This window comes from Streptomyces sp. NPDC029526 (assembly GCF_040637405.1).
In the GTDB taxonomy this organism is placed as follows: domain Bacteria; phylum Actinomycetota; class Actinomycetes; order Streptomycetales; family Streptomycetaceae; genus Streptomyces.
The window spans coordinates 1-16,983 of record NZ_JBEZWE010000022.1 but is presented as its reverse complement, the minus strand read 5'-3'; the positions used below and the strand labels follow the sequence as shown (position 1 = coordinate 16,983).

Here is a 16,983-nt window from a genome sequence, read left to right as displayed (position 1 = left end):
GGTCGCGGGGGTCGGTCAGAGGCCGCCCATCGGCTCGATGTCGACGCGCACCGGGGTGCCCCACACCCGCAGCACCTCGTAGTCGGTGAACTCGTGGACGATCCGGTACGCCATCGCGGGCCGGGGGCCGCGCCGCAGGGCGGCGAGGTACAGCTCGGCCTCGCGGCGGTCCCGGCGCGGGGTGCCGCACAGCTGCCACACCTGACCGTTCCACAGCTCCGGCAGCCAGCGCTGCTGCGGCTGCGGCCGGTCGCCGCTCACCCCGTAGCGGGACGGGACCGGCTCGGCGGGCGGGTACTGCGGCGCCGGGCCGTTAAACTCGGCGCGGCGGGCGGCCCGTCGGCGCGTCTCGCACAGCAGGCACAGGTCGGGCGCGCTCTCGTCGACCGGGCCGGTGGGGTGCTCGGGGCAGCGGGTGCTCGGCGCGGCCGAGCCGACGCCCTCCTCCAGCAGGTCCAGGGCCCGCCGCAGGTCCGCCTTCACCTCGTGCAGCTTGGCGTCCGGTGTGTCGCCGCCGAGCGCCTCGCCGTGTTCGCCGAGCAGGCGCAGGGCACGCCCCAGTGCGGTGAGCTGCGCGTGGTTCATGGCGTCCGTCTCCGTGGGGTGGGGTTCGCGGGCTCCGCTGCCCCGGGGTCGGTCCGGTTCCGACGTCGGTCCCAGTGCCGGGGTCGGGGTAGGGGTCGGGGTCGGAGTCGCTACGAGTATCCCAGCGGCCCTGGAGCCTGTCACAGCCGTGACCCGTGACCGTGATCGTGAACCGTGACTGCGGCCCTCCCGGCTCAGGTGGCCCCGGTCGGCCGTGGCGTCAGCCGTCCGCCCCCGGGGCGCCCCCGGCCTTGGCGAGCGCGACCCGGAGGTGGCCGTCGGCCTCGTCGAGGAGGCGGGCGGCGGTGGCAGCGTCCGCGTCGGTGAGCAGCACCAGGACGGCGTGCTTCACCTCGCCGTCGGTCGCGGTCAGGGCCCGCTCGACGGCGTCGTCGTCCGCGCCGGTGGCCAGGGCGACGATCCGGTGGGACCGGGCGCGCAGCTTGTCGTTGGAGGCGCGCACGTCGACCATCAGGTTCCCGTACGTCTTGCCCAGCCGGATCATGGTGATCGTCGACAGCATGTTCAGGACGAGTTTCTGGGCGGTGCCCGCCTTGAGCCGGGTGGAACCGGTGAGCAGTTCCGGGCCGACGACGACCTCGATGCCGTGGTCCGCGGCGGCGGCCAGCGCGCTGTCCGGGTTGCAGGCCAGCCCGACGGTCAGGGCACCGAGGGCACGGGCATGGGTGACGGCGCCGACGGCGTAGGGGGTGCGGCCGGAGGCGGAGACGCCGACCACCGTGTCGTCGGCGGTCAGTCCGAGCGCGTCCAGGTCGGCGCGGGCGAGGGCGGCGGAGTCCTCGGCCCCTTCGACGGAGGTGACCATGGCGGCGGGGCCGCCCGCGATGAGGCCGACGACCTGTCCGGGGTCGGTGTTGAAGGTCGGTGGGCACTCGGAGGCGTCCAGCACGCCGAGCCGGCCGGCGGTGCCCGCCCCGGCGTAGACGAGTCGGCCGCCCCGGGACATCCGGTCGGCGACGGCGTCGACGGCGGCGGCGATCTCCGGCAGCCGCCGGGCGACCGCGGTGGCGACGGTGGCGTCCTCGCCGTTCATCAGCCGTGCGATCTCGAGGGTGGGCAGCCGGTCGATCTCCGCGAGCTCCGGGCGGAACGCCTCGGTGGCCAGGGTCTCCAGCTGGGCGCGCAGAGCGTGGGACGGGGACGGATCGGGCAGGCGCCCGTCGGGCGCGGGGTGGTCGGCGGCGGGACGGTCGGTCATGGTGCGGGTCTCTCCGGTCTCCGGTCTCTCCGGTCGGTCTGGTCCGTGGGTCCGGGGCGGGCCGCGGTCGTCCGGTGGCCGTGGCACTGCTGGGGGGAGCCCGGTGGTGGTGCGTGGTGTGGGGAGGACAAGGGGTCGGGAATCGGGGGATCGGGAATCGGGGGATCGGGGGAACGGAACGGAGAGCCGAGGAGGAGGGGCGGTCGTCCAGGCGGAGCGCGGCCGGTCGTCCGGCGGCCGTTCCGGCACCCGCCCCGTCCTGCCGCCGTCCGGTCCGCCGTCCGGTCCGCCGACCGGCCCGTCGGCCGGTCCGCCGGTCCGTCCATCCGTCCATCCGTCCGTCCGGCCGTCCGTGCCGCGTGGCCGGGCGGACCGTTCCGCGCGGCGGGGCGAGCTGTTCCGTGCCGCGGGACGCTGCGCCGCCTCTTCCCGCCCCGCCCCAACCCCGCCGCGCCTACCGCGGGCCGCTGCGGTGGCGGTGGGCCAGGGCCTCGTAGGACGCCGACAGGGCCGGTGCGGCCTGTTCGTAGGTCCGCTGCGCGACGCCGACGAACAGGCAGTCGACGACGAGCAGTTGACTGGTCCGGGAGGACATCGCGGCCGGCCGCAGCTCGCTCTCGCGGGCGGTGGACGTGGTCAGTACGTGGTCGGCGTACTGGGTGACCGGGCCGTCGGGGCGGCCGGTGACTGCCACGGTCGTCGCCCCGTGCTCGAAGGCCACCCGGAGCGGTTCGATGACGTCCCCCGTCGACCCGGAGTGGGTGATGGCGATCGCCACGTCGCCCGGACGGAGCTGCACGGCGTTGGTCACCGCGAGGTGCGGATCGCTGGGGGCATGGGCTATCAGACCTATGCGCAGCAGCTTCTGGGTGAGGTCCTGCGCGACCAGTCCGGAGGCGCCGAGGCCGTACACGTCGGTGCGCCGGGCGCCCGCGAGCGCGGTGACGGCGGCACCGAGCTGCACGGTGTCCAGTCCGGCGGCGGTGTCGGCGAGGGTCTGCTGCTCGTCGTAGGCGAGTTTGGCGACGACGTCGGCGATGGGGTCGTCCACCGCGATGTCGGTCGTGATGGCCGGAGCCCGGCCGGACTGCTGCTGGGCGGCGAGCCCGGCCAGGGCCAGGCGCAGGTCGCGGTAGCCCGGGTAGCCGAGGAGGCGGGCGGTGCGCACGACGGTGGCCTCGCTGGTGCCGGTCAGCTCGGCGAGCCCGGTGACCGTGAGGGCGGCGCAGCCGGCCGGGTCGCCCGCGACGGCCTCGGCGACGCGCTGCATGGAGCGCGTCATCGACGGCGCCAGCGTGCGCACCTTGGCCGCGAGGGCGGCGGGTGCGGGCGGGGCGGAGGCGGAGCCGCCCGGTCCGCGGTCCTGGGCGAAAATTTCCTTCACGTCCTGGGTCACTCCTGAAAGATATTTTCGTCTCGGCGTCGGGGTCAAGAGTGCGCACAATAGGGGCATGCACCCCGACAACACCCCCGTCAGTTCGCTGGAGCAGGCGCTGCACGCGGCCAGGGCCCTCGTCCTCGCCGACCTCGTCGCGCGCGAGGTCGCCGACGCGGACGTGGTGTCGCTGGTCGAGGAGTCGGTCGCGCACCGGCGGTGGTGGGTCGAGCAGTGGCCGGAGGGCGCCGCGTTCCTCGCCGGGCTGGTCGCCCAGGACGTGCAGGACGCCCTGCTGGAACGGTACGGCCGCTGGCCCGTCTGTCCGGTGTGCGGATCCGGCGACCCGCACGCGCTGGAGGTGGAGCCGGAGCTGGGCCCGGACCCGCACTGGGTGTGCCACAAGGCGGGCGTGAAGGTCGCGGCGGTCGGCTCACTGGGCCCCGGGGCGACGGGCGGCACGCCGGCCCCATGACGCTCTACATCGACCCGCCCACCTGGCCGGGCCACGGCCGCCTGTGGTCCCACCTCGTCAGCGACGTCTCCTACGACGAACTGCACCTGTTCGCCGCCCGCCTCGGCGTCCCGCGCCGCGCCTTCGAACGCGACCACTACGACATCCCCGAGCACCGGTACGGCGAGGTCGTGCTGGCGGGCGCGCTGGAGGTCAGCAGCCGCGAGGTGGTGCGCCTGTTGCACGGGGCCGGGCTGCGCCGCCGCAAGGGCGCGAGCACGGGCACGGGCCGCAGCGCGGTGCCGGGCCTCTCCGGCGCCCCGGGCCTCTCCGGCAGCTCGGGTCTGCCCGGTGGCTCCGCTCTCTCCGGTGGCCCGGGTCTGCCCGGTGGCCCGGGTCTCCCCGGCGCCGGGGGCGTCTTCGGTTCCCGTCCGCTTCCCGGGCCGGCCGTGGGCGGCCCGGGTCAGCGGCGCAGCTCGTAGGCGAACTCCTCCTCGCCCCCGCCGATCCGGGTGAACCCGGCCCTCCCGATCACGGCCTGGGAGGCGAGGTTGTCCGGTTCGGTGGCCGCGAACACCGACGTCACCTCCGGCTGCTCCAGCGCCCACGCCGACAGTCCGCGCAGCGCCTCCGTCGCGTACCCGTGGCCGCGCGCCTCGGGGGACAGGTCGTAGCCGATCTCCACCCGGCCGTCCTCGTCCGGCGGGCCGTGGAAGCCGATGCCGCCGACCGCGCGGTCGTCCTCCCGGCGCACCATGACGAACATCCCCCACCGGGCCCGCAGCACCCCCGCCCCGTACGCCTTGAGCAGTGCCCCGGCCGCGTCCCGCGTCCCGTCGTACGGCCCCGAGTCCACCCAGCGGAACCCGCCGCCCCCGCCCACCGACAGGTCGGCGGCGGCCGCCGGCGTGACGCCCTCCAGGACGAGCCGCCCGGCCGGTACCACCAGGTTGTTGCTCCACCGCCACGCGCTCACCCGCTCCCGGCCGGGCAGGTCCCCGCGCCCGGTCGCCCACAGCAGCGTCGGCCAGGGCGCCGGCCCCGGCCGCACCTCCGGGAAGAGCCGCGTCAGCACGAACTCGGCGAGCGCGGCGGGCGGTTCGTACGCCACACCCAGCCCGGCGGCGATGTCGTGCGTGTGCAGCAGCACCTCGGCCACCCCCATCGCCGCGAACCCCTCGCGGTTCGCGTGCCGGAACGGGAACGGGTGGAAGGCGCGCACCGCGCGCGGGGTGCTGCGCACGGTGGCGGCCAGCAGGGTTCCGGCCGTGCGGATCACGTGCAGGGCACCGGCGTTGTCGGTGCCGTCCTCCAGAGCGATCCCGAAGGGGACGTAGGCGTCGGTTGCCCGCCCGGCGAGCTGGCCCGCGTAGGAGATCAGGTCGTCGGCGATGTGCTCCGCCGTCCGCCGGCAGTCCCACTCCAGCCCCTCGGCCCGTACGGCCCGCCAGTCCCGGCCGACGGCCGCCCCCAGCGCGCTCACGCAGTCCGCGACGGCGTCCTCGACCTGTCGTGCGCCCGTGGCATCCATGGGGCCGACCCTAAGCGGGCGGCGGTGCCGGGGTCGACAGCATGTCCAGCTCGCCGCGGAGGTTGTGGCGGGCCGTGGCCTCCCAGTGTTCCGCCCCGTACGGGGTGCGGAACAGGCGTGGCAGACCGAGCAGTTGGCGCAGCACGGACGCGCGGCCCTCCCGGAAGGCGTCCACCGGGACGAAGTGGTACTCCTCGCGGACGGCCACCGTGTAGGCGGCGTAGGCGGACGGCGGCGAGGCGAGGACCGCCAGGTCGGCGTCGCACAGCACCTGCCCGTCGCGGTCGTCGTCGGCGGGGTCGTGCGTCACCGTGAGCCGGACCAGCCGGGCCACCTCCGCCACCTTCGCCTCGGGCACCCCGGCCTCGGTCAGCGCCCGCTCGGCCAGCCGGGCCGACCGTTCCTCGTTCTCGGAGCGGTCCGGCAGGTACACGGCGTCGTGGAACCAGGCGGCCAGCCGGACCACGTCCGGGTCGTCCGCGTGCCCCGCCAGCGCGTCGACGTGGTCCAGCACGGCGGTCAGGTGGGCGACGGTGTGGTAGCGCCGTTGCGGCTCCGCCCAGCGCGCCAGCAGGGCGTCGGCGTACGGCGCCGGGTCCGGGCCGCCCCCGGGGCCCCGGGCGCCCTCCAGGGCACGGGCGAAACGGGCGCGCAGATCACGCAGGGCGCTGTCGGCGTCATCGGTGTCGGCCATGGGGACATGGTGCCGGGTGGAGACGGCCGGCACGACCTCCGGCGGCTCCCCGGCCCGCTCGACGGCACCCTGACCCGCCGGGGCGCCGCCGCGGAGGTCCAGTTCCGCCCGCACCGTCTTGCCCGGCCCGCCCTCCGCGCGCGGCCCGACGGACAGCCGGCTCACCAGCCGGGACACCAGCCACAGCCCGCGGCCCGCCTCCGCCTCCGGGTCCCGGGGAGGAGCGGGCGAAGCCGCCGGCACGTCGCCGGCCCGGGAGTCGGTGACCTCGACGCGGAGGAGGTCCCGGGCACCGGTCAGCGTCAGGCCCAGGCGGACGTCGCGGCCCGGGACCCGCCCGTGGGTCACCGCGTTGGCGACGAGTTCGGCCACCACCAGCGTCACGGTGTCGTTCACCTCGGAGTCGTAGGCGAAGCCCCAGGAGTCCAGACGGTGCGCGGCGAGCCGCCGGGCGAGGCGGGCACCTCGCGGGGTGGAGCTGAAGCACATCGAGAAGTGTTCGGCGGGGGCGGCCGGCCGAGCGGTGCGCTCGTTGGGGGTGGTTTCGGTCGTCATGGCAGTGAGCGTGCCGGTCCATGCGTACCGTGACGAGTCGTGACGCCCTGACACAGCGTGTCTGTAGGGGTGCAGCGAGTGCCTGTCGGTGAGGGAGAGAGAGGAGCGCTCATGGCGCAGAACGCGGAGGCGAGGCGGGCCGAGGACCCGGCCGATGAGTTGCTGCGCTCCTTCGGCAGGCAGGTCAAGATTCTTCGCGAACGCTGCGGCCTCACCCAAGCCGCGCTCGCCCCTCGACTCGGTTACAGCGAGGCGCAGATCGCCGCCATCGAGCAAGGGCGCCGGATCCCGCGGCCGGAGACGATCGACCATCTCGACAGCGCCCTGGAGGGTGGGGGGCTGCTGCTCGCCATGAAGCGGGCCGTGGCCCTCACGCGGTACCCGGCCTTCTTCCGGGACGCGGCGCGCATCGAGGAGGAGGCCGTCGAGTTCCACGCGTACGCCGTGCTGGCCGTGCCCGGCCTGCTCCAGACGGAGGAGTACGCGCGCACCATGTTCACCGTGTGGCGGCCACGGCGGCGCGAGGACGAGATCGAGCAGATGGTGGCGGCGCGCATGGCCCGCCACGGCATCTACGGGCGCAGGCCGGCTCCGACGCTGAGCTTCGTCATCGAGGAATCCGTCCTGAGCCGTCCGGTCGGCGGAGTGGAGGTGCTGCGCGGCCAGTTGGAACACATGCTGCACATCGCCGAGAACCCCCACGTCGAGATCCAGGTCATGCCGACCCGGGTCACCGACCACGCGGGGGCGGACGGACCGTTCACGATGATGACGCCGGAGGGCGGTGAACAAGTGGCGTACGTGGAGAGCCAGGCCAACGGGCGCGTGATCACCAAGCGGGAAAGCGTACGGGGGTTCGCCGTGCGGTATGGAATCCTGCGGGCACAGGCGCTGTCCCCTGCCGAATCCGTGCGCCACGTCGAGAAGTTGCTGCAAGGAGACCTATGAACACCGAGCAGTCCCAGGCCCGTGCACTCCACTGGTTCACGTCCACCTACAGCGGGGGCGCGGGCGGCGAGTGCGTCGAGGTCGCCGCCCTCCCCGCCTCGGTCCACGTCCGTGACTCCAAGGACACCGGCCGGGGCGTCTTCACCGTGTCCCCTGCCGCCTGGTCGGCCTTCGTCACACACGCGCGTCGCGCTGACTGACCGGGATCGGGCGTCGGCCGGCCGCCGGCGGGTTCCGGGGGGTCGTTCCCGCGGGGGGCGGCCCCACTGACGTTCCGAAAGTCGATCGTGCTGCGGTCCTGCGCTCGGTAGCGTGACCGGCGGATGCGCGATCAGCCGTCCGCGCCCCGCCCCGCCGGAAGAAATGAGCTGCCGAGTGCAACCGACCTACGTCCTGGTCCACGGGGCCTTCGCCAACTCCTTCTCGTTCGCGCCGCTCCAGGCCGAACTCGGGCTGCTCGGGCACCGGTCGGTCGCCGTCGACCTGCCCGGGCACGGCTTCGCGGCCACCTACACCCGCGCCTACCAGGCGCCGCAGGACCTGGAAGCCCTCGCCGTCGCGCCCGGGGCGATCAAGGGCGTCACGCTGGCCGACAACGCCGCGCACCTGATCGGGATCCTGGAGCGGGCGAAGCGGAACGGCCCGGTGGTCCTCGTCGCCCACAGCCGGGGCGGCGTCACCGCCACGGCGGCGGCCAACGCCCGGCCGGACCTCATCGACCGCATCGTCTATGTGGCGGCCTGGTGCCCGGTCGCGCTCGACGTCGGCGACTACTACGGCGAGCCGGAGATGGCCGACGTCGACGCCGCCTCCCTGGCCCTGGCGGCGGCCGGGAACCCCGCCGAACTCGGCCTGCTCCGCGTCAACTTCCGCACCGCCGACCCGGCCGCCCTCGCCGCGTTGAAGGCGGCCTTCCTCGCCGACGGCACCGACGAGGAGTTCCTGACCTTCCTCAACACCTTCCAGCCCGACGAGAACCTGGACGCCGGCACCTCCGCCGACCGGGCCCAGGCGGCGACCTGGGGGCGGGTGCCGAAGACGTACGTCCGCCTGGCCGACGACGCGAGCATGCCGCTCGCGCTGCAGGACCGGCTGATCCGCGAGGGCGACGCGCTGACGCCGGACAACCCCTACGACGTCCGCACGCTGCCGGGCAGTCACCTCAAGTGGCTGGTCGACCCGGCGCCGGCCGCCCGCGTCCTGGGCGAGCTCGCCTCCCTCACCGCCCCCTCCGCGGACTGACCGCGCGGCCACCCCGGAAAGTGCCGCCGTCCGGGGCGGTGCCGCCGTTAGCGTGGGGCGCATGACGACTCCTGCCGATGTGCACGACGTACGTGACCCCGAGCTGCCCGGGCGGCTGCTCGCCGACGAGCGGGACGCGCTGGTGCCGCTGCTGCGGGCGCGCCCGGACGGGGACTTCGCGCTGCCGGTCGCGGCCTGTCCGGGGTGGACGGTGCGGGACGTGCTGGCGCACTGCTCGTCCGCGTTCACCCGGGTGCTGGAGAACCGGCTGGAGGAGGGGGTGTTCTCGCCCGAGTCCAACGACCGCGACATCGCCGAGCGGGCCGACTGGAGCAACGGGCGGATCGTCGACGAGTTCGAGCGCGGGCTGACCGAGGTCGGCCCGGTGATCGCCCGGGCGGGCGGTGCGCTGGACGGGCTCGCCCTCGGGGAGTGGGTGCACGCCGGGGACCTCCGGGAGACCTTCGCGGAGCCGGGCGCGTACGGCGGCGACCGGCTGCCCCGGGCGCTCGCCCTGCTGGCCTACGTGACCTGCCGCGACCACCACCTCCCCCTGCACGCCGACCTGGACGACGCCGATGAGCCGCTGCGCCTGGGCGACATCTCGGGCGAGCGCCCGCCCGCGCGCTACATCGGGGACGGCGCCACCCTGGTGCGCCTGTACGCGGGGCGCTCGGTCCACGGCGCGTCGTACGAACTGGCGGGGGCGCGGGCGGAGGAGCTGAACATCTTCGGGGACTGAGGGCCCGCCCGGGGCGTGCGCACCGGTCGCGGGGCGCACGCCCCGCGACCGGTGACGGCGGACGGGCGGACGGGGGTCAGCGGCTCCCGTAGCCGCCGTGGTCCTTTCCGTGGCCGGTGCCGTAGCCGCCGGAGTCCCCGTAGCCGTTCTCGTCGGGCTCCTCCGGCTCATCCGGCTCGTCGGGTTCGCCGCGCTCGTTGACCAGCCGGACGGTGACGCCGTCCCCGGCGTTGTCCGCGGTCAGCTCGTGCGGGCCGCTGACCGGGTCGACGGGAGGCTCGTACCCCTCGGGCACGGCCGTCTCGACCACGTAGTACTCGCCGAGCGGCAGGCCGTCGAAGGCGCAGGTCCCGGCGGTGCCCGTGGAGCAGTTCCGGCCCGTCATGGTGTCGGGGTCGTCGCCGTCGGTCTGGAGCCCAGGCGTTCCGTTGGTCTCCCGCCAGAGGGCGAAGGACGCGCCCGCGAGGGGGGCGCCGTCGTCCGCGTCGGTCTTCTCCACCCGGAGGGAGCCCTCGGGGCCGGGCTGCTCGCTGCGGGTGTTCTCCGCAGTGACGCGGACCCCCTCCTCGGTGTCGTCCCCGGTCAGGACCAGGGGGCCGAAGACGCCCGGGTCGGGGAGGTCGTACCCGTCGGGGGCCGCGGTCTCCCGCCAGTAGTAGGTGCCGGGCTCGACGGTGCGGGCGCAGGCGCCGTCCGGGCCGGTGGTGCAGGTGTCACCGAGGCGCGTGTCGGGGTCGGCGCCGGAGGTCTGGAGACCGGCCGTGCCGTTGGTCTCCCGCCACAGCTCGAAGAGTGCGCCCGGCAGGGGGTCGCCCGTCGTCGCGTCGGTCTTGTCGATCCGGACCTCGCCGGTGACCGGCTCGTCGCCGTCGCAGTCCGGCAGGTCGCCGTCGAAGGGGTACGAGTGGAACTCGACGCCGGTCTGTGCGCTGGTGTGGGTGAGCGAGCCGGTGGTGAAGAACCGGCCGTTCATGCCCGGCAGGGTCACCGTCGTCATGGACGCCTGCTGCCCGACCAGGACGCTCCCCTGGAACTGGCCCGAGCCGGTCAGGTCCACGGTGGTCGCGTCGGGGAAGTTCCACAGCAGCCGCTCGCGGTGGGCGTTGAGCGGGTCGGTCGCGTCGTCGATGCCGCCGCTGTAGGTGTTGACGACCCGCTCGGTGCCGACGAGGTTCACCAGGATCGTGGCGCCGTCCGGGATGCCGGCGAAGGCGATCCCCTGCTGGCCCCCGCCGGGGCCGGTCAGGTCGAAGTCGACGTTGAACACCTGGATCGGTGAGGTGCCGTCGCCCGTGAACAGGGTCCGGTAGCCCTGGTTGACCGCGGTGCCCGTGGCCGGGCGGGATGCTCCGTCGACGCGGGCGTAGCACTGGCTGGCCGCCGTCAGCCGGTCGCGCAGCGGCCGGTACGGCACCGCGGCGTCCGGGTCGTGGACGAGGGTGGCGTCCACCGTGCCGGTGACCGTGCCGGCGTGGCGGACGACGCCGCCCTCGGCGATCACCCGCTGGCCGGGGGCGACGGTGACGTCCCCGCCGGTGGTGAGGAAGTCGGCGCCGGCCGGCGGAGGAACCCGCGAGCCGACACCGACGATGCCCACGTTGTACACGGAACTGCCGCCGGCGCTCTTGTCCATGTCGAAGGTGTCCAGGACGACGACCCTGCCCTCGGCCTCGGCGGCCCTGCCGCGGACCAGGAAGTCGTCGCCGACGAAGATGCTGATGCCCCGGTCGCGGCCGGCGAACGGGCCGTTGTTGATGCCGGGGAACGGGTCCGGGCAGTCGCCCGGGACGCACGGGCCGAGCCCGCCCGGCAGCGGAGCGGCCTGCGCCGGGCCGGCACCGGCTCCGACGACCAGGACGGGGGCGAGACCGGCCATGAGGGCGCAGGCCACTCCGGTCCGGCCGAGCCGGGAACGGAGGGCGGAGGCGCGTTGTCTGATGACATGCATGCCCGCAGGTTTGGCCGTGGGCGTCCGCAGGGCGGGAGCGACATCCGGATCCGGGGTCCCGTCACGCCAACGGCCCGCGGGCGGTCGCTCCGTCGGCCGGTACGGGGGCGGTGGGCCGCGGGCGGTTGCTCCGTCGGCCGGTACGGGGGCGGGCGGCCCCAGCGGGGCGCACGGGACGATCGGGTCGTCGCCGGGTGCGTCGTCTCGGGGCGGAGAGCGGGGGTCGGAGGGACCGTAGGTCGGTGGGACCGCGGCGCGGAGGGACCGAAGGCCGGTGGGACCGCGGATCGGAGGGACCGCGGATCGGAGGGACCGCGGATCGGAGGGACCGAGGATCGTTCGCGATGCGGGTAGATTGGACTAGACCTGTCGTCGTAGTCTGGTGCCGATACCGATACCGATACCGATACCGATACCGATACCGGCGCACCGATGAACCGATGAATGGGGTCCCATGAGCAAGCGTGCGGTGCTGGAGGTGATCGCCCTCGGCGTCGAGGACGCGGTCGCCGCTCAGGAAGGCGGTGCGGACCGTCTGGAGCTGGTCACCGACATGGCGGCCGACGGCCTCACCCCGTCCCCCGCGACGGTGGCCGGGATCCGCGAGGCGGTCGACCTCTCGCTGCGGGTGATGCTGCGGCTTGCGGACGGCTTCGCCGCCGGGGACGTGGACCGGCTCGTCGGGGTCGCGGGGGAGCTGCGGGGGGCCGGGGCCGACGAGTTCGTCCTGGGGTTCCTGGACGCGGGCGGCCAGGTGGACCTGGCGGCGGTGGAGCGGGTGGTCGGCGCGCTGGGCGGGTGCCGGTGGACGTTCCACCGGGCCATCGACCGCGCCGCCGACCGGGACGCCCTGCGCCGGCAGCTCGACGGGCTCCCGGGCCTGGACACCTACCTCACCGCGGGCTCGCCGGCCGGGGTCGACGAGGGGCTGCCCGTGCTCTGCGCCGAGGCCGGACGGCACGGCGAGCCGGGATACGGGCAGCAGGTGCTGGTCGGCGGCGGGCTGCGCCTGGACCACCTGCCCGCGCTGCTCGCGGCCGGCCTCGACGCCTTCCACATCGGCGGGGCGGCCCGCCCCGACGGGTGGGACGGGCCGGTGTCGGCCGCGGCGGTCGCCGAGTGGCGGCGGGCCGTCGACGGCGGCTGAACCCGGTTCCGGGCACCCTCCGTACGCCTCGGTGCGCAGCACCTCGTCGCCCGCTGGCCGGGAGTGCGCCGGGTCGCCGGTTGCTTGGGCAGCGGGCCGAGAGTGTGCCGGGTCGCCGGTTGCTTCGGCAGCCGGGAGGGTGTCAGGCCGCCAGTTGCTCCGGCAGCGGGGCGCGGTGCGTGACGATCAGTCCCGACACCGCGCGGGTCAGCGCCACGTACAGCCGGCGCAGCCCGGTGCGCTCGTCGGGCTCGGCCGCGACCACGGCGGCCGGCTCGTCCAGGACCACGTAGTCGTACTCCAGGCCCTTGGCCAGCGACGCCGGGACGAGCGTGAGGCGGGTGGTGTGCGTGGTCTCCTCGCCCGGGGCGACGAAGCCGAGGCCGGCTGCGGTGAGCCCCTCGGCCAGCTCCGCCACGCGGGCGTCGGCGGCGATCAGGCCGACCGAGCCCTCGCGGCGCAGCAGCTCCCGGCAGGCGGCGAGCACGTCGGCCGTCGCGGTGGCCCGGCGGATGTCGAAGAAGCCCGGGTTCTCGCGGATCGACGCCACCGGGGTCAGCCCCGGCGCGATGTGCGGGAGCAGCCGGGAGGCGTAGGCGATGACGTCGGTCGGCACGCGGAAACCGGCCGTCAGCTCCTCCACGACCGCCTCCGGCTTGCCCAGGTGGGCCAGCGCTTTGCCCCAACTGCGGGTCGCCCACGGCGTGGTGCCCTGGGCCAGGTCACCGAGGACGGTCGCCGATCCGGTGCTGCAGCGGCGGCCCACCGCGCGGTACTGCATGGGGGACAGGTCCTGCGCCTCGTCGACCACCACGTGTCCGAGGGAGTGCGTGCGCCGGATCAGATCGCCCGCCTCGTCGATCAGGACGGCGTCGGCCGCCGACCACTTCGCCGACCGCACCGACCGGGCGGGCTTCGCCCACAGGATCGTCTTCTGCTCCTCCGCGTCGAGCAGGCCCTCGGCGTGCTCCGCCAGGAAGTCCGGGTCGCCCAGCAGCCGCAGCACCAGCTTCGCCGGGTCGACGGCCGGCCAGACCGCCTTGACCGCCGCCTTCACCGCGCTGTTGCGGGCCACCGTGTCCTGCACCCGGTCGTCCGGTGCCTCGCCGGACCGCTCCATCTGCACCAGCACGGCGTGCGCGATGCGCTGCGGCAGTGCGTCACGGGCGGCTCCGTAGCGCATGTCGCGCTCCAGCAACTCCCGGACCATGTCCTCCAGTTCGTACGCCGGGACGCGCCAGCGGCGGGAGCCGCGCACCACCACGACCGGCTCCGTCGGCATCGTCACGTGGGCGTAGAGCGCCCGGCGCAGCACCTCGGCCATCCGGGCGTCGCCCTTGACGGTCGCCGCGGCGGCGTCGTCCGTCCCGCGCACCTCGACGTGCGCGACCAGGTCGTCCACCGTCGCCTGCTGCACGGTCAGCTCGCCCAGCGCCGGCAGCACCTGCTCGATGTAGTGCAGGAAGGACCGGTTGGGGCCGACGACGAGCGTGCCGGTGCGGGCCAGCCGCTCCCGGTGCGCGTACAGCAGGTAGGCGACGCGGTGCAGGCCGACGGCGGTCTTCCCGGTGCCGGGGCCGCCCTGCACGCACACGCTGCCGGAGAGCCCGGAGCGCACGATCTCGTCCTGCTCGGGCTGGATGGTGGCGACGATGTCCCGCATCGGCCCGACACGCGGGCGTTCGATCTCCTGCTGGAGCAGCCTGCTGGGTCCGGCCGCCTCGGCCGGGTCGCTCAGGTGCTCGTCCTCGTACGCGGTGAGGTCGCCGCCGGTGTAGCCGAAGCGGCGGCGCAGCGCGATGTCCATCGGGTCCTTGCGGGAGGCCCGGTAGAACGGCTGCGACACCGGCGCGCGCCAGTCGATGACCATGGGGTCGCCGTCGGCGTCGTGCACGTGACGGCGCCCGATGTAGAACCGCTCGCCCGCGGCACCGTCCGCCTCCGCGTCGGCGCCCGGGGTGTGCAGGTGGTCGAGCCGGCCGAAGAACAGCGGGGTGTCGGCGAGGTCGGCCAGGGCCTTGACGCGGTTCTCGATCTGGTGTTCCAGGACGGCGGCGTTGACCCAGTTGGCGGTGACGTCCCGGATGTCGAGCGCCTCGACGTCCTCCCGCATGGCGCGCAGGGCGGAGCGGGACGCGGCGAGGTGGGAGCGTTCGCGGGCGAGGGGGTCGTCGCCGGTCGTCGGGGAGTCGGCGGAACCGTCTACGGGTTCGTCTACGGGCTCGTCAACGGGCGTGGACGCGGACACGGGGGTGCCTCCGGATGACCTGCTGGGGGGTGGGCTGCGGAAATGCCGGCCGGTTTCCGTCCGGGCGGCGGCGCTCCACGAGGGGGAGGCGGGGAGAAGCGGCGATTCTAGGGCGTGGAGCGGGGCCGGGTCCAAACGGTTTTTTTCTCCGGACGGACGGCGTTCCCCCGGTCGGCCTACGGCGGGTTCTCGGCCGGAGGGGGGTGCAGTACCGGGCTGCTGGTCAGCGTGTCCCGTGGGCCGGGCGGGCGCCGGTGGGGTCCGTCGCGCGTCGGGAGGGGTCCGCGGTCAGGGAGGCGAGCAGCGCCAGGCGCTCGGCGTCCTCGCTGCCCGGCGCCGCGTGGTAGGCGGCGAGCGCCAGGCCGTCGGGGCCGTCGACGTCCAGCTTGGACAGGGTGAGGCTCAGTTCTCCGACCTGGGGGTGGTTCATCCGGATCGGCTTGTCCACCACCGGGCGCACGTCGTGGCGGGCCCACACCTTCCGGAACTCGGGGCTCGCCAGGGACAGTTCACCGACGAGCCGCACGACGCGCGGATCGTCGACGTCGGTGCCCAGACGGCGTCGGAAGACGGCCACGCACTGGGCGGCGGTGTGGGACCAGTCCGCGTGCAGGGCGTGTTCGGCCGGGTCGAGGAAGAAGGAGCGCAGCCGGTTCTCGCCCACCCGGAGGGACGGCACCAGCGCGGAGGCGAGCGGATTGACGGCGATCACGTCGAGGGTCCGGTCCGTCACGAACGCCGGCAGTCCGATCGTCGCCAGCAGCTGCTCCGTGGCCGCCGGGACGGTGGGCCGCCGGGGGGCCCGGCGGCGGGCCCGTGGCCGGGACGCGGCGAGCTGGTGGAGGTAGGCCGTGGCGGTGTCGTCGAGCAGCAGCACCCGGGCCAGCGCGTCGAGGACCTGCGCCGACGGATTGCGGTCGCGGCCCTGTTCCAGCCGGAGGTAGTAGTCCGAACTGATGCCGGCGAGCAGGGCGACCTCCTCGCGGCGCAACCCCGGCACCCGGCGGATCCCGTGGACCGGCAGTCCCATGTCGGCCGGCGTCACCAGCTCCCGGCGCGCCCGGAGGTAGTCACCGAGCCGGTTCTCCTCAGACATGCGTTCCATCGTAGGCGGCGGGGGCGTGGTGTCCCTGGTCCTGTCACTCCCAGGATCGGCAGGGATCTGGGCGGACCGGACCGGGCGGGCGGACGGTGGGGACATGACCACTTCAGCCAGCACGCCTTTCGGAACCTCCGCCGACACGCCTCCCGGCACCGCGGCCGACACGCCTCCCGGCACTCCGCCCGACAGCTCGGTGAGCGAGGCGACGACCACCCTCCCCGGCGGCACCTGGACGATGGGGGACCTGACCGTCACCCGCTTCGGCTACGGGGCCATGCAGTTGACCGGCCCGGGCGTCATGGGCCCCCCGGCCGACCACGCCGGCGCCCTCGCGGTCCTGCGGGAGGCCGTACGCCTCGGCATCACCCACATCGACACCGCCGACGCCTACGGGCCGCACGTCACCAACCGGCTGATCCGCGAGGCGCTCCACCCCTACCCCGACTCCCTGCACATCGTGACCAAGGTGGGCGCCGTGCGGGACGCGCAGGGCGGCTGGCCGGTGGCCCGGGAGCCGGACGACCTGCGCCGGGCCGTGCACAGCAACCTGGAAAACCTGGGCGTCGAGTCGCTGGACCTCGTCAACCTCCGGCTCGGCACCGCGGAGGGACCGCAGCCGGGTTCGCTCGCCCGGCCCTACGAGACGCTCGTCGAACTCCAGCAGCAGGGCCTGATCCGACACCTCGGCCTGAGCAACGTCACCGCCGAACAGGTCACCGAGGCGGAGGGCATCGCCCCGTTCGTGTGCGTGCAGAACCTCTACAACCTCGCGAACCGCCGGGACGACGCCCTCCTCGACCGGCTCGCCGCCCAGGGCATCGCCTACGTGCCGTTCTTCCCGCTCGGCGGCTTCGCCCCGGTGCAGTCCGACGTCCTCTCCGCCGTGGCCGCCCGGCACGGCGTCCGGCCGATGGCGGTGGCGCTGGCCTGGCTGCTGCACCGGTCGCCCAACATCCTGCTCATCCCGGGTACCTCGTCGGTGGCGCATCTGCGGGAGAACGTCACCGGCGCGGGTCTCGCCCTGTCCGGGGAGGACCTCGCCGCACTGGACGCGATCGGCCGCCGACCCCCGTACGCCACGTCCGCCTCCCCCTCCCACCCCTAGGAGTTGTCGTCAAATGTCACGCCCACATCAGCAGCGATGCGAGGGTGACGGCTGCTTGGTAGGACTCGGCGGTCTTGTCGTAGCGGGT

Annotated in this window: 15 protein-coding genes and 2 pseudogenes; 8 read left to right on the top strand and 9 right to left on the bottom strand. The window is 74.7% G+C overall.

What is annotated here, in order from left to right:
- Positions 1-15: 15 nt before the first annotated feature.
- From AB0F01_RS28490 to AB0F01_RS28480, 3 genes are all read right to left on the bottom strand, one after another.
- The gene (locus tag AB0F01_RS28490) at positions 16-585 is read right to left on the bottom strand and encodes a hypothetical protein (RefSeq protein ID WP_362101454.1); all 570 of its coding nucleotides are present in this window, start codon (positions 583-585) and stop codon (positions 16-18) included.
- Positions 586-805: 220 nt separating this feature from the next.
- Positions 806-1,804, bottom strand: a complete 999-nt coding sequence (murQ, locus tag AB0F01_RS28485; protein WP_362101451.1) for an N-acetylmuramic acid 6-phosphate etherase — start codon at positions 1,802-1,804, stop codon at positions 806-808.
- Positions 1,805-2,258: 454 nt separating this feature from the next.
- On the bottom strand, positions 2,259-3,200 hold the full coding sequence (locus tag AB0F01_RS28480; RefSeq protein ID WP_362101449.1) for a MurR/RpiR family transcriptional regulator: 942 nt from the start codon (positions 3,198-3,200) through the stop codon (positions 2,259-2,261).
- Positions 3,201-3,255: 55 nt separating this feature from the next.
- Here AB0F01_RS28480 and AB0F01_RS28475 point away from each other — a divergent pair, with 55 nt between their 5' ends.
- Together AB0F01_RS28475 and AB0F01_RS28470 are read left to right on the top strand one after the other, a co-directional pair.
- On the top strand, positions 3,256-3,654 hold the full coding sequence (locus tag AB0F01_RS28475) for a hypothetical protein (protein ID WP_362101446.1): 399 nt from the start codon (positions 3,256-3,258) through the stop codon (positions 3,652-3,654).
- Positions 3,651-3,911 (top strand): annotated as a pseudogene (locus AB0F01_RS28470) (DUF4031 domain-containing protein); the annotation flags it as partial. The gene AB0F01_RS28475 and the pseudogene AB0F01_RS28470, both read left to right, overlap by 4 nt.
- Positions 3,912-4,096: 185 nt before the next feature.
- Here the strand turns inward: AB0F01_RS28470 and AB0F01_RS28465 are convergent.
- The 3 genes and pseudogenes from AB0F01_RS28465 to AB0F01_RS28455 form a co-directional block, all read right to left on the bottom strand.
- Positions 4,097-5,164 (bottom strand): GNAT family N-acetyltransferase, encoded by a 1,068-nt coding sequence (locus AB0F01_RS28465; RefSeq protein WP_362101443.1) that lies wholly within the window; start codon positions 5,162-5,164, stop codon positions 4,097-4,099.
- A gap of 10 nt (positions 5,165-5,174) precedes the next feature.
- On the bottom strand, positions 5,175-5,858 hold the full coding sequence (locus tag AB0F01_RS28460; protein ID WP_362101582.1) for a hypothetical protein: 684 nt from the start codon (positions 5,856-5,858) through the stop codon (positions 5,175-5,177).
- Between the two features lie 120 nt (positions 5,859-5,978).
- Positions 5,979-6,347 (bottom strand): annotated as a pseudogene (locus tag AB0F01_RS28455) (ATP-binding protein); the annotation flags it as partial.
- A 177-nt stretch (positions 6,348-6,524) separates the two neighbouring features.
- Between AB0F01_RS28455 and AB0F01_RS28450 the strand changes: the two are divergent.
- The 4 genes from AB0F01_RS28450 to AB0F01_RS28435 all read left to right on the top strand — a co-directional run bounded on the left by AB0F01_RS28450 (position 6,525) and on the right by AB0F01_RS28435 (position 9,345).
- Positions 6,525-7,361 (top strand): helix-turn-helix transcriptional regulator, encoded by an 837-nt coding sequence (locus tag AB0F01_RS28450; RefSeq protein ID WP_362101440.1) that lies wholly within the window; start codon positions 6,525-6,527, stop codon positions 7,359-7,361.
- The gene (locus tag AB0F01_RS28445) at positions 7,358-7,561 is read left to right on the top strand and encodes a DUF397 domain-containing protein (protein ID WP_362101437.1); all 204 of its coding nucleotides are present in this window, start codon (positions 7,358-7,360) and stop codon (positions 7,559-7,561) included. Before AB0F01_RS28450 ends, AB0F01_RS28445 begins: the two co-directional genes overlap by 4 nt.
- 163 nt (positions 7,562-7,724) lie before the next feature.
- Positions 7,725-8,603, top strand: coding sequence for an alpha/beta hydrolase (locus AB0F01_RS28440; RefSeq protein WP_362101434.1), 879 nt, complete (start codon positions 7,725-7,727; stop codon positions 8,601-8,603).
- 61 nt (positions 8,604-8,664) lie between these two features.
- On the top strand, positions 8,665-9,345 hold the full coding sequence (locus AB0F01_RS28435) for a maleylpyruvate isomerase family mycothiol-dependent enzyme (protein ID WP_362101431.1): 681 nt from the start codon (positions 8,665-8,667) through the stop codon (positions 9,343-9,345).
- A gap of 76 nt (positions 9,346-9,421) precedes the next feature.
- Here the strand turns inward: AB0F01_RS28435 and AB0F01_RS28430 are convergent, their stop codons facing one another.
- Positions 9,422-11,293, bottom strand: coding sequence for a choice-of-anchor A family protein (locus tag AB0F01_RS28430; RefSeq protein WP_362101428.1), 1,872 nt, complete (start codon positions 11,291-11,293; stop codon positions 9,422-9,424).
- A gap of 454 nt (positions 11,294-11,747) precedes the next feature.
- On the opposite strand from AB0F01_RS28430, the gene AB0F01_RS28425 reads away from it, so the two are divergent.
- Positions 11,748-12,440 (top strand): copper homeostasis protein CutC, encoded by a 693-nt coding sequence (locus AB0F01_RS28425; RefSeq protein ID WP_362101425.1) that lies wholly within the window; start codon positions 11,748-11,750, stop codon positions 12,438-12,440.
- Between the two features lie 142 nt (positions 12,441-12,582).
- On the opposite strand, the gene AB0F01_RS28420 is transcribed toward AB0F01_RS28425, so the two are convergent.
- Positions 12,583-14,688 (bottom strand): ATP-binding domain-containing protein, encoded by a 2,106-nt coding sequence (locus AB0F01_RS28420; protein ID WP_362101422.1) that lies wholly within the window; start codon positions 14,686-14,688, stop codon positions 12,583-12,585.
- 223 nt (positions 14,689-14,911) lie between these two features.
- On the bottom strand, positions 14,912-15,793 hold the full coding sequence (locus AB0F01_RS28415) for a helix-turn-helix transcriptional regulator (RefSeq protein ID WP_362101419.1): 882 nt from the start codon (positions 15,791-15,793) through the stop codon (positions 14,912-14,914).
- 190 nt (positions 15,794-15,983) lie between these two features.
- On the opposite strand from AB0F01_RS28415, the gene AB0F01_RS28410 reads away from it, so the two are divergent.
- Positions 15,984-16,895: an aldo/keto reductase family oxidoreductase gene (locus tag AB0F01_RS28410; RefSeq protein WP_362101579.1), complete on the top strand. Its 912-nt coding sequence runs from the start codon at positions 15,984-15,986 to the stop codon at positions 16,893-16,895.
- The last annotated feature ends 88 nt before the right edge of the window (positions 16,896-16,983 follow it).

Bases quoted from the DNA above. Each gene is read 5' to 3' on its own strand.
- AB0F01_RS28430 (WP_362101428.1), bottom strand. From the start codon at position 11,293: ATGCATGTCATCAGACAACGCGCCTCCGCCCTCCGTTCCCGGCTCGGC.
- AB0F01_RS28440 (WP_362101434.1), top strand. From the start codon at position 7,725: ATGAGCTGCCGAGTGCAACCGACCTACGTCCTGGTCCACGGGGCCTTC.
- AB0F01_RS28490 (WP_362101454.1), bottom strand. From the start codon at position 585: ATGAACCACGCGCAGCTCACCGCACTGGGGCGTGCCCTGCGCCTGCTC.
- AB0F01_RS28425 (WP_362101425.1), top strand. From the start codon at position 11,748: ATGAGCAAGCGTGCGGTGCTGGAGGTGATCGCCCTCGGCGTCGAGGAC.
- AB0F01_RS28450 (WP_362101440.1), top strand. From the start codon at position 6,525: ATGGCGCAGAACGCGGAGGCGAGGCGGGCCGAGGACCCGGCCGATGAG.
- AB0F01_RS28465 (WP_362101443.1), bottom strand. From the start codon at position 5,164: ATGGATGCCACGGGCGCACGACAGGTCGAGGACGCCGTCGCGGACTGC.
- AB0F01_RS28475 (WP_362101446.1), top strand. From the start codon at position 3,256: ATGCACCCCGACAACACCCCCGTCAGTTCGCTGGAGCAGGCGCTGCAC.
- AB0F01_RS28415 (WP_362101419.1), bottom strand. From the start codon at position 15,793: ATGGAACGCATGTCTGAGGAGAACCGGCTCGGTGACTACCTCCGGGCG.
- AB0F01_RS28460 (WP_362101582.1), bottom strand. From the start codon at position 5,858: ATGGCCGACACCGATGACGCCGACAGCGCCCTGCGTGATCTGCGCGCC.
- AB0F01_RS28445 (WP_362101437.1), top strand. From the start codon at position 7,358: ATGAACACCGAGCAGTCCCAGGCCCGTGCACTCCACTGGTTCACGTCC.
- murQ (WP_362101451.1), bottom strand. From the start codon at position 1,804: ATGACCGACCGTCCCGCCGCCGACCACCCCGCGCCCGACGGGCGCCTG.
- AB0F01_RS28435 (WP_362101431.1), top strand. From the start codon at position 8,665: ATGACGACTCCTGCCGATGTGCACGACGTACGTGACCCCGAGCTGCCC.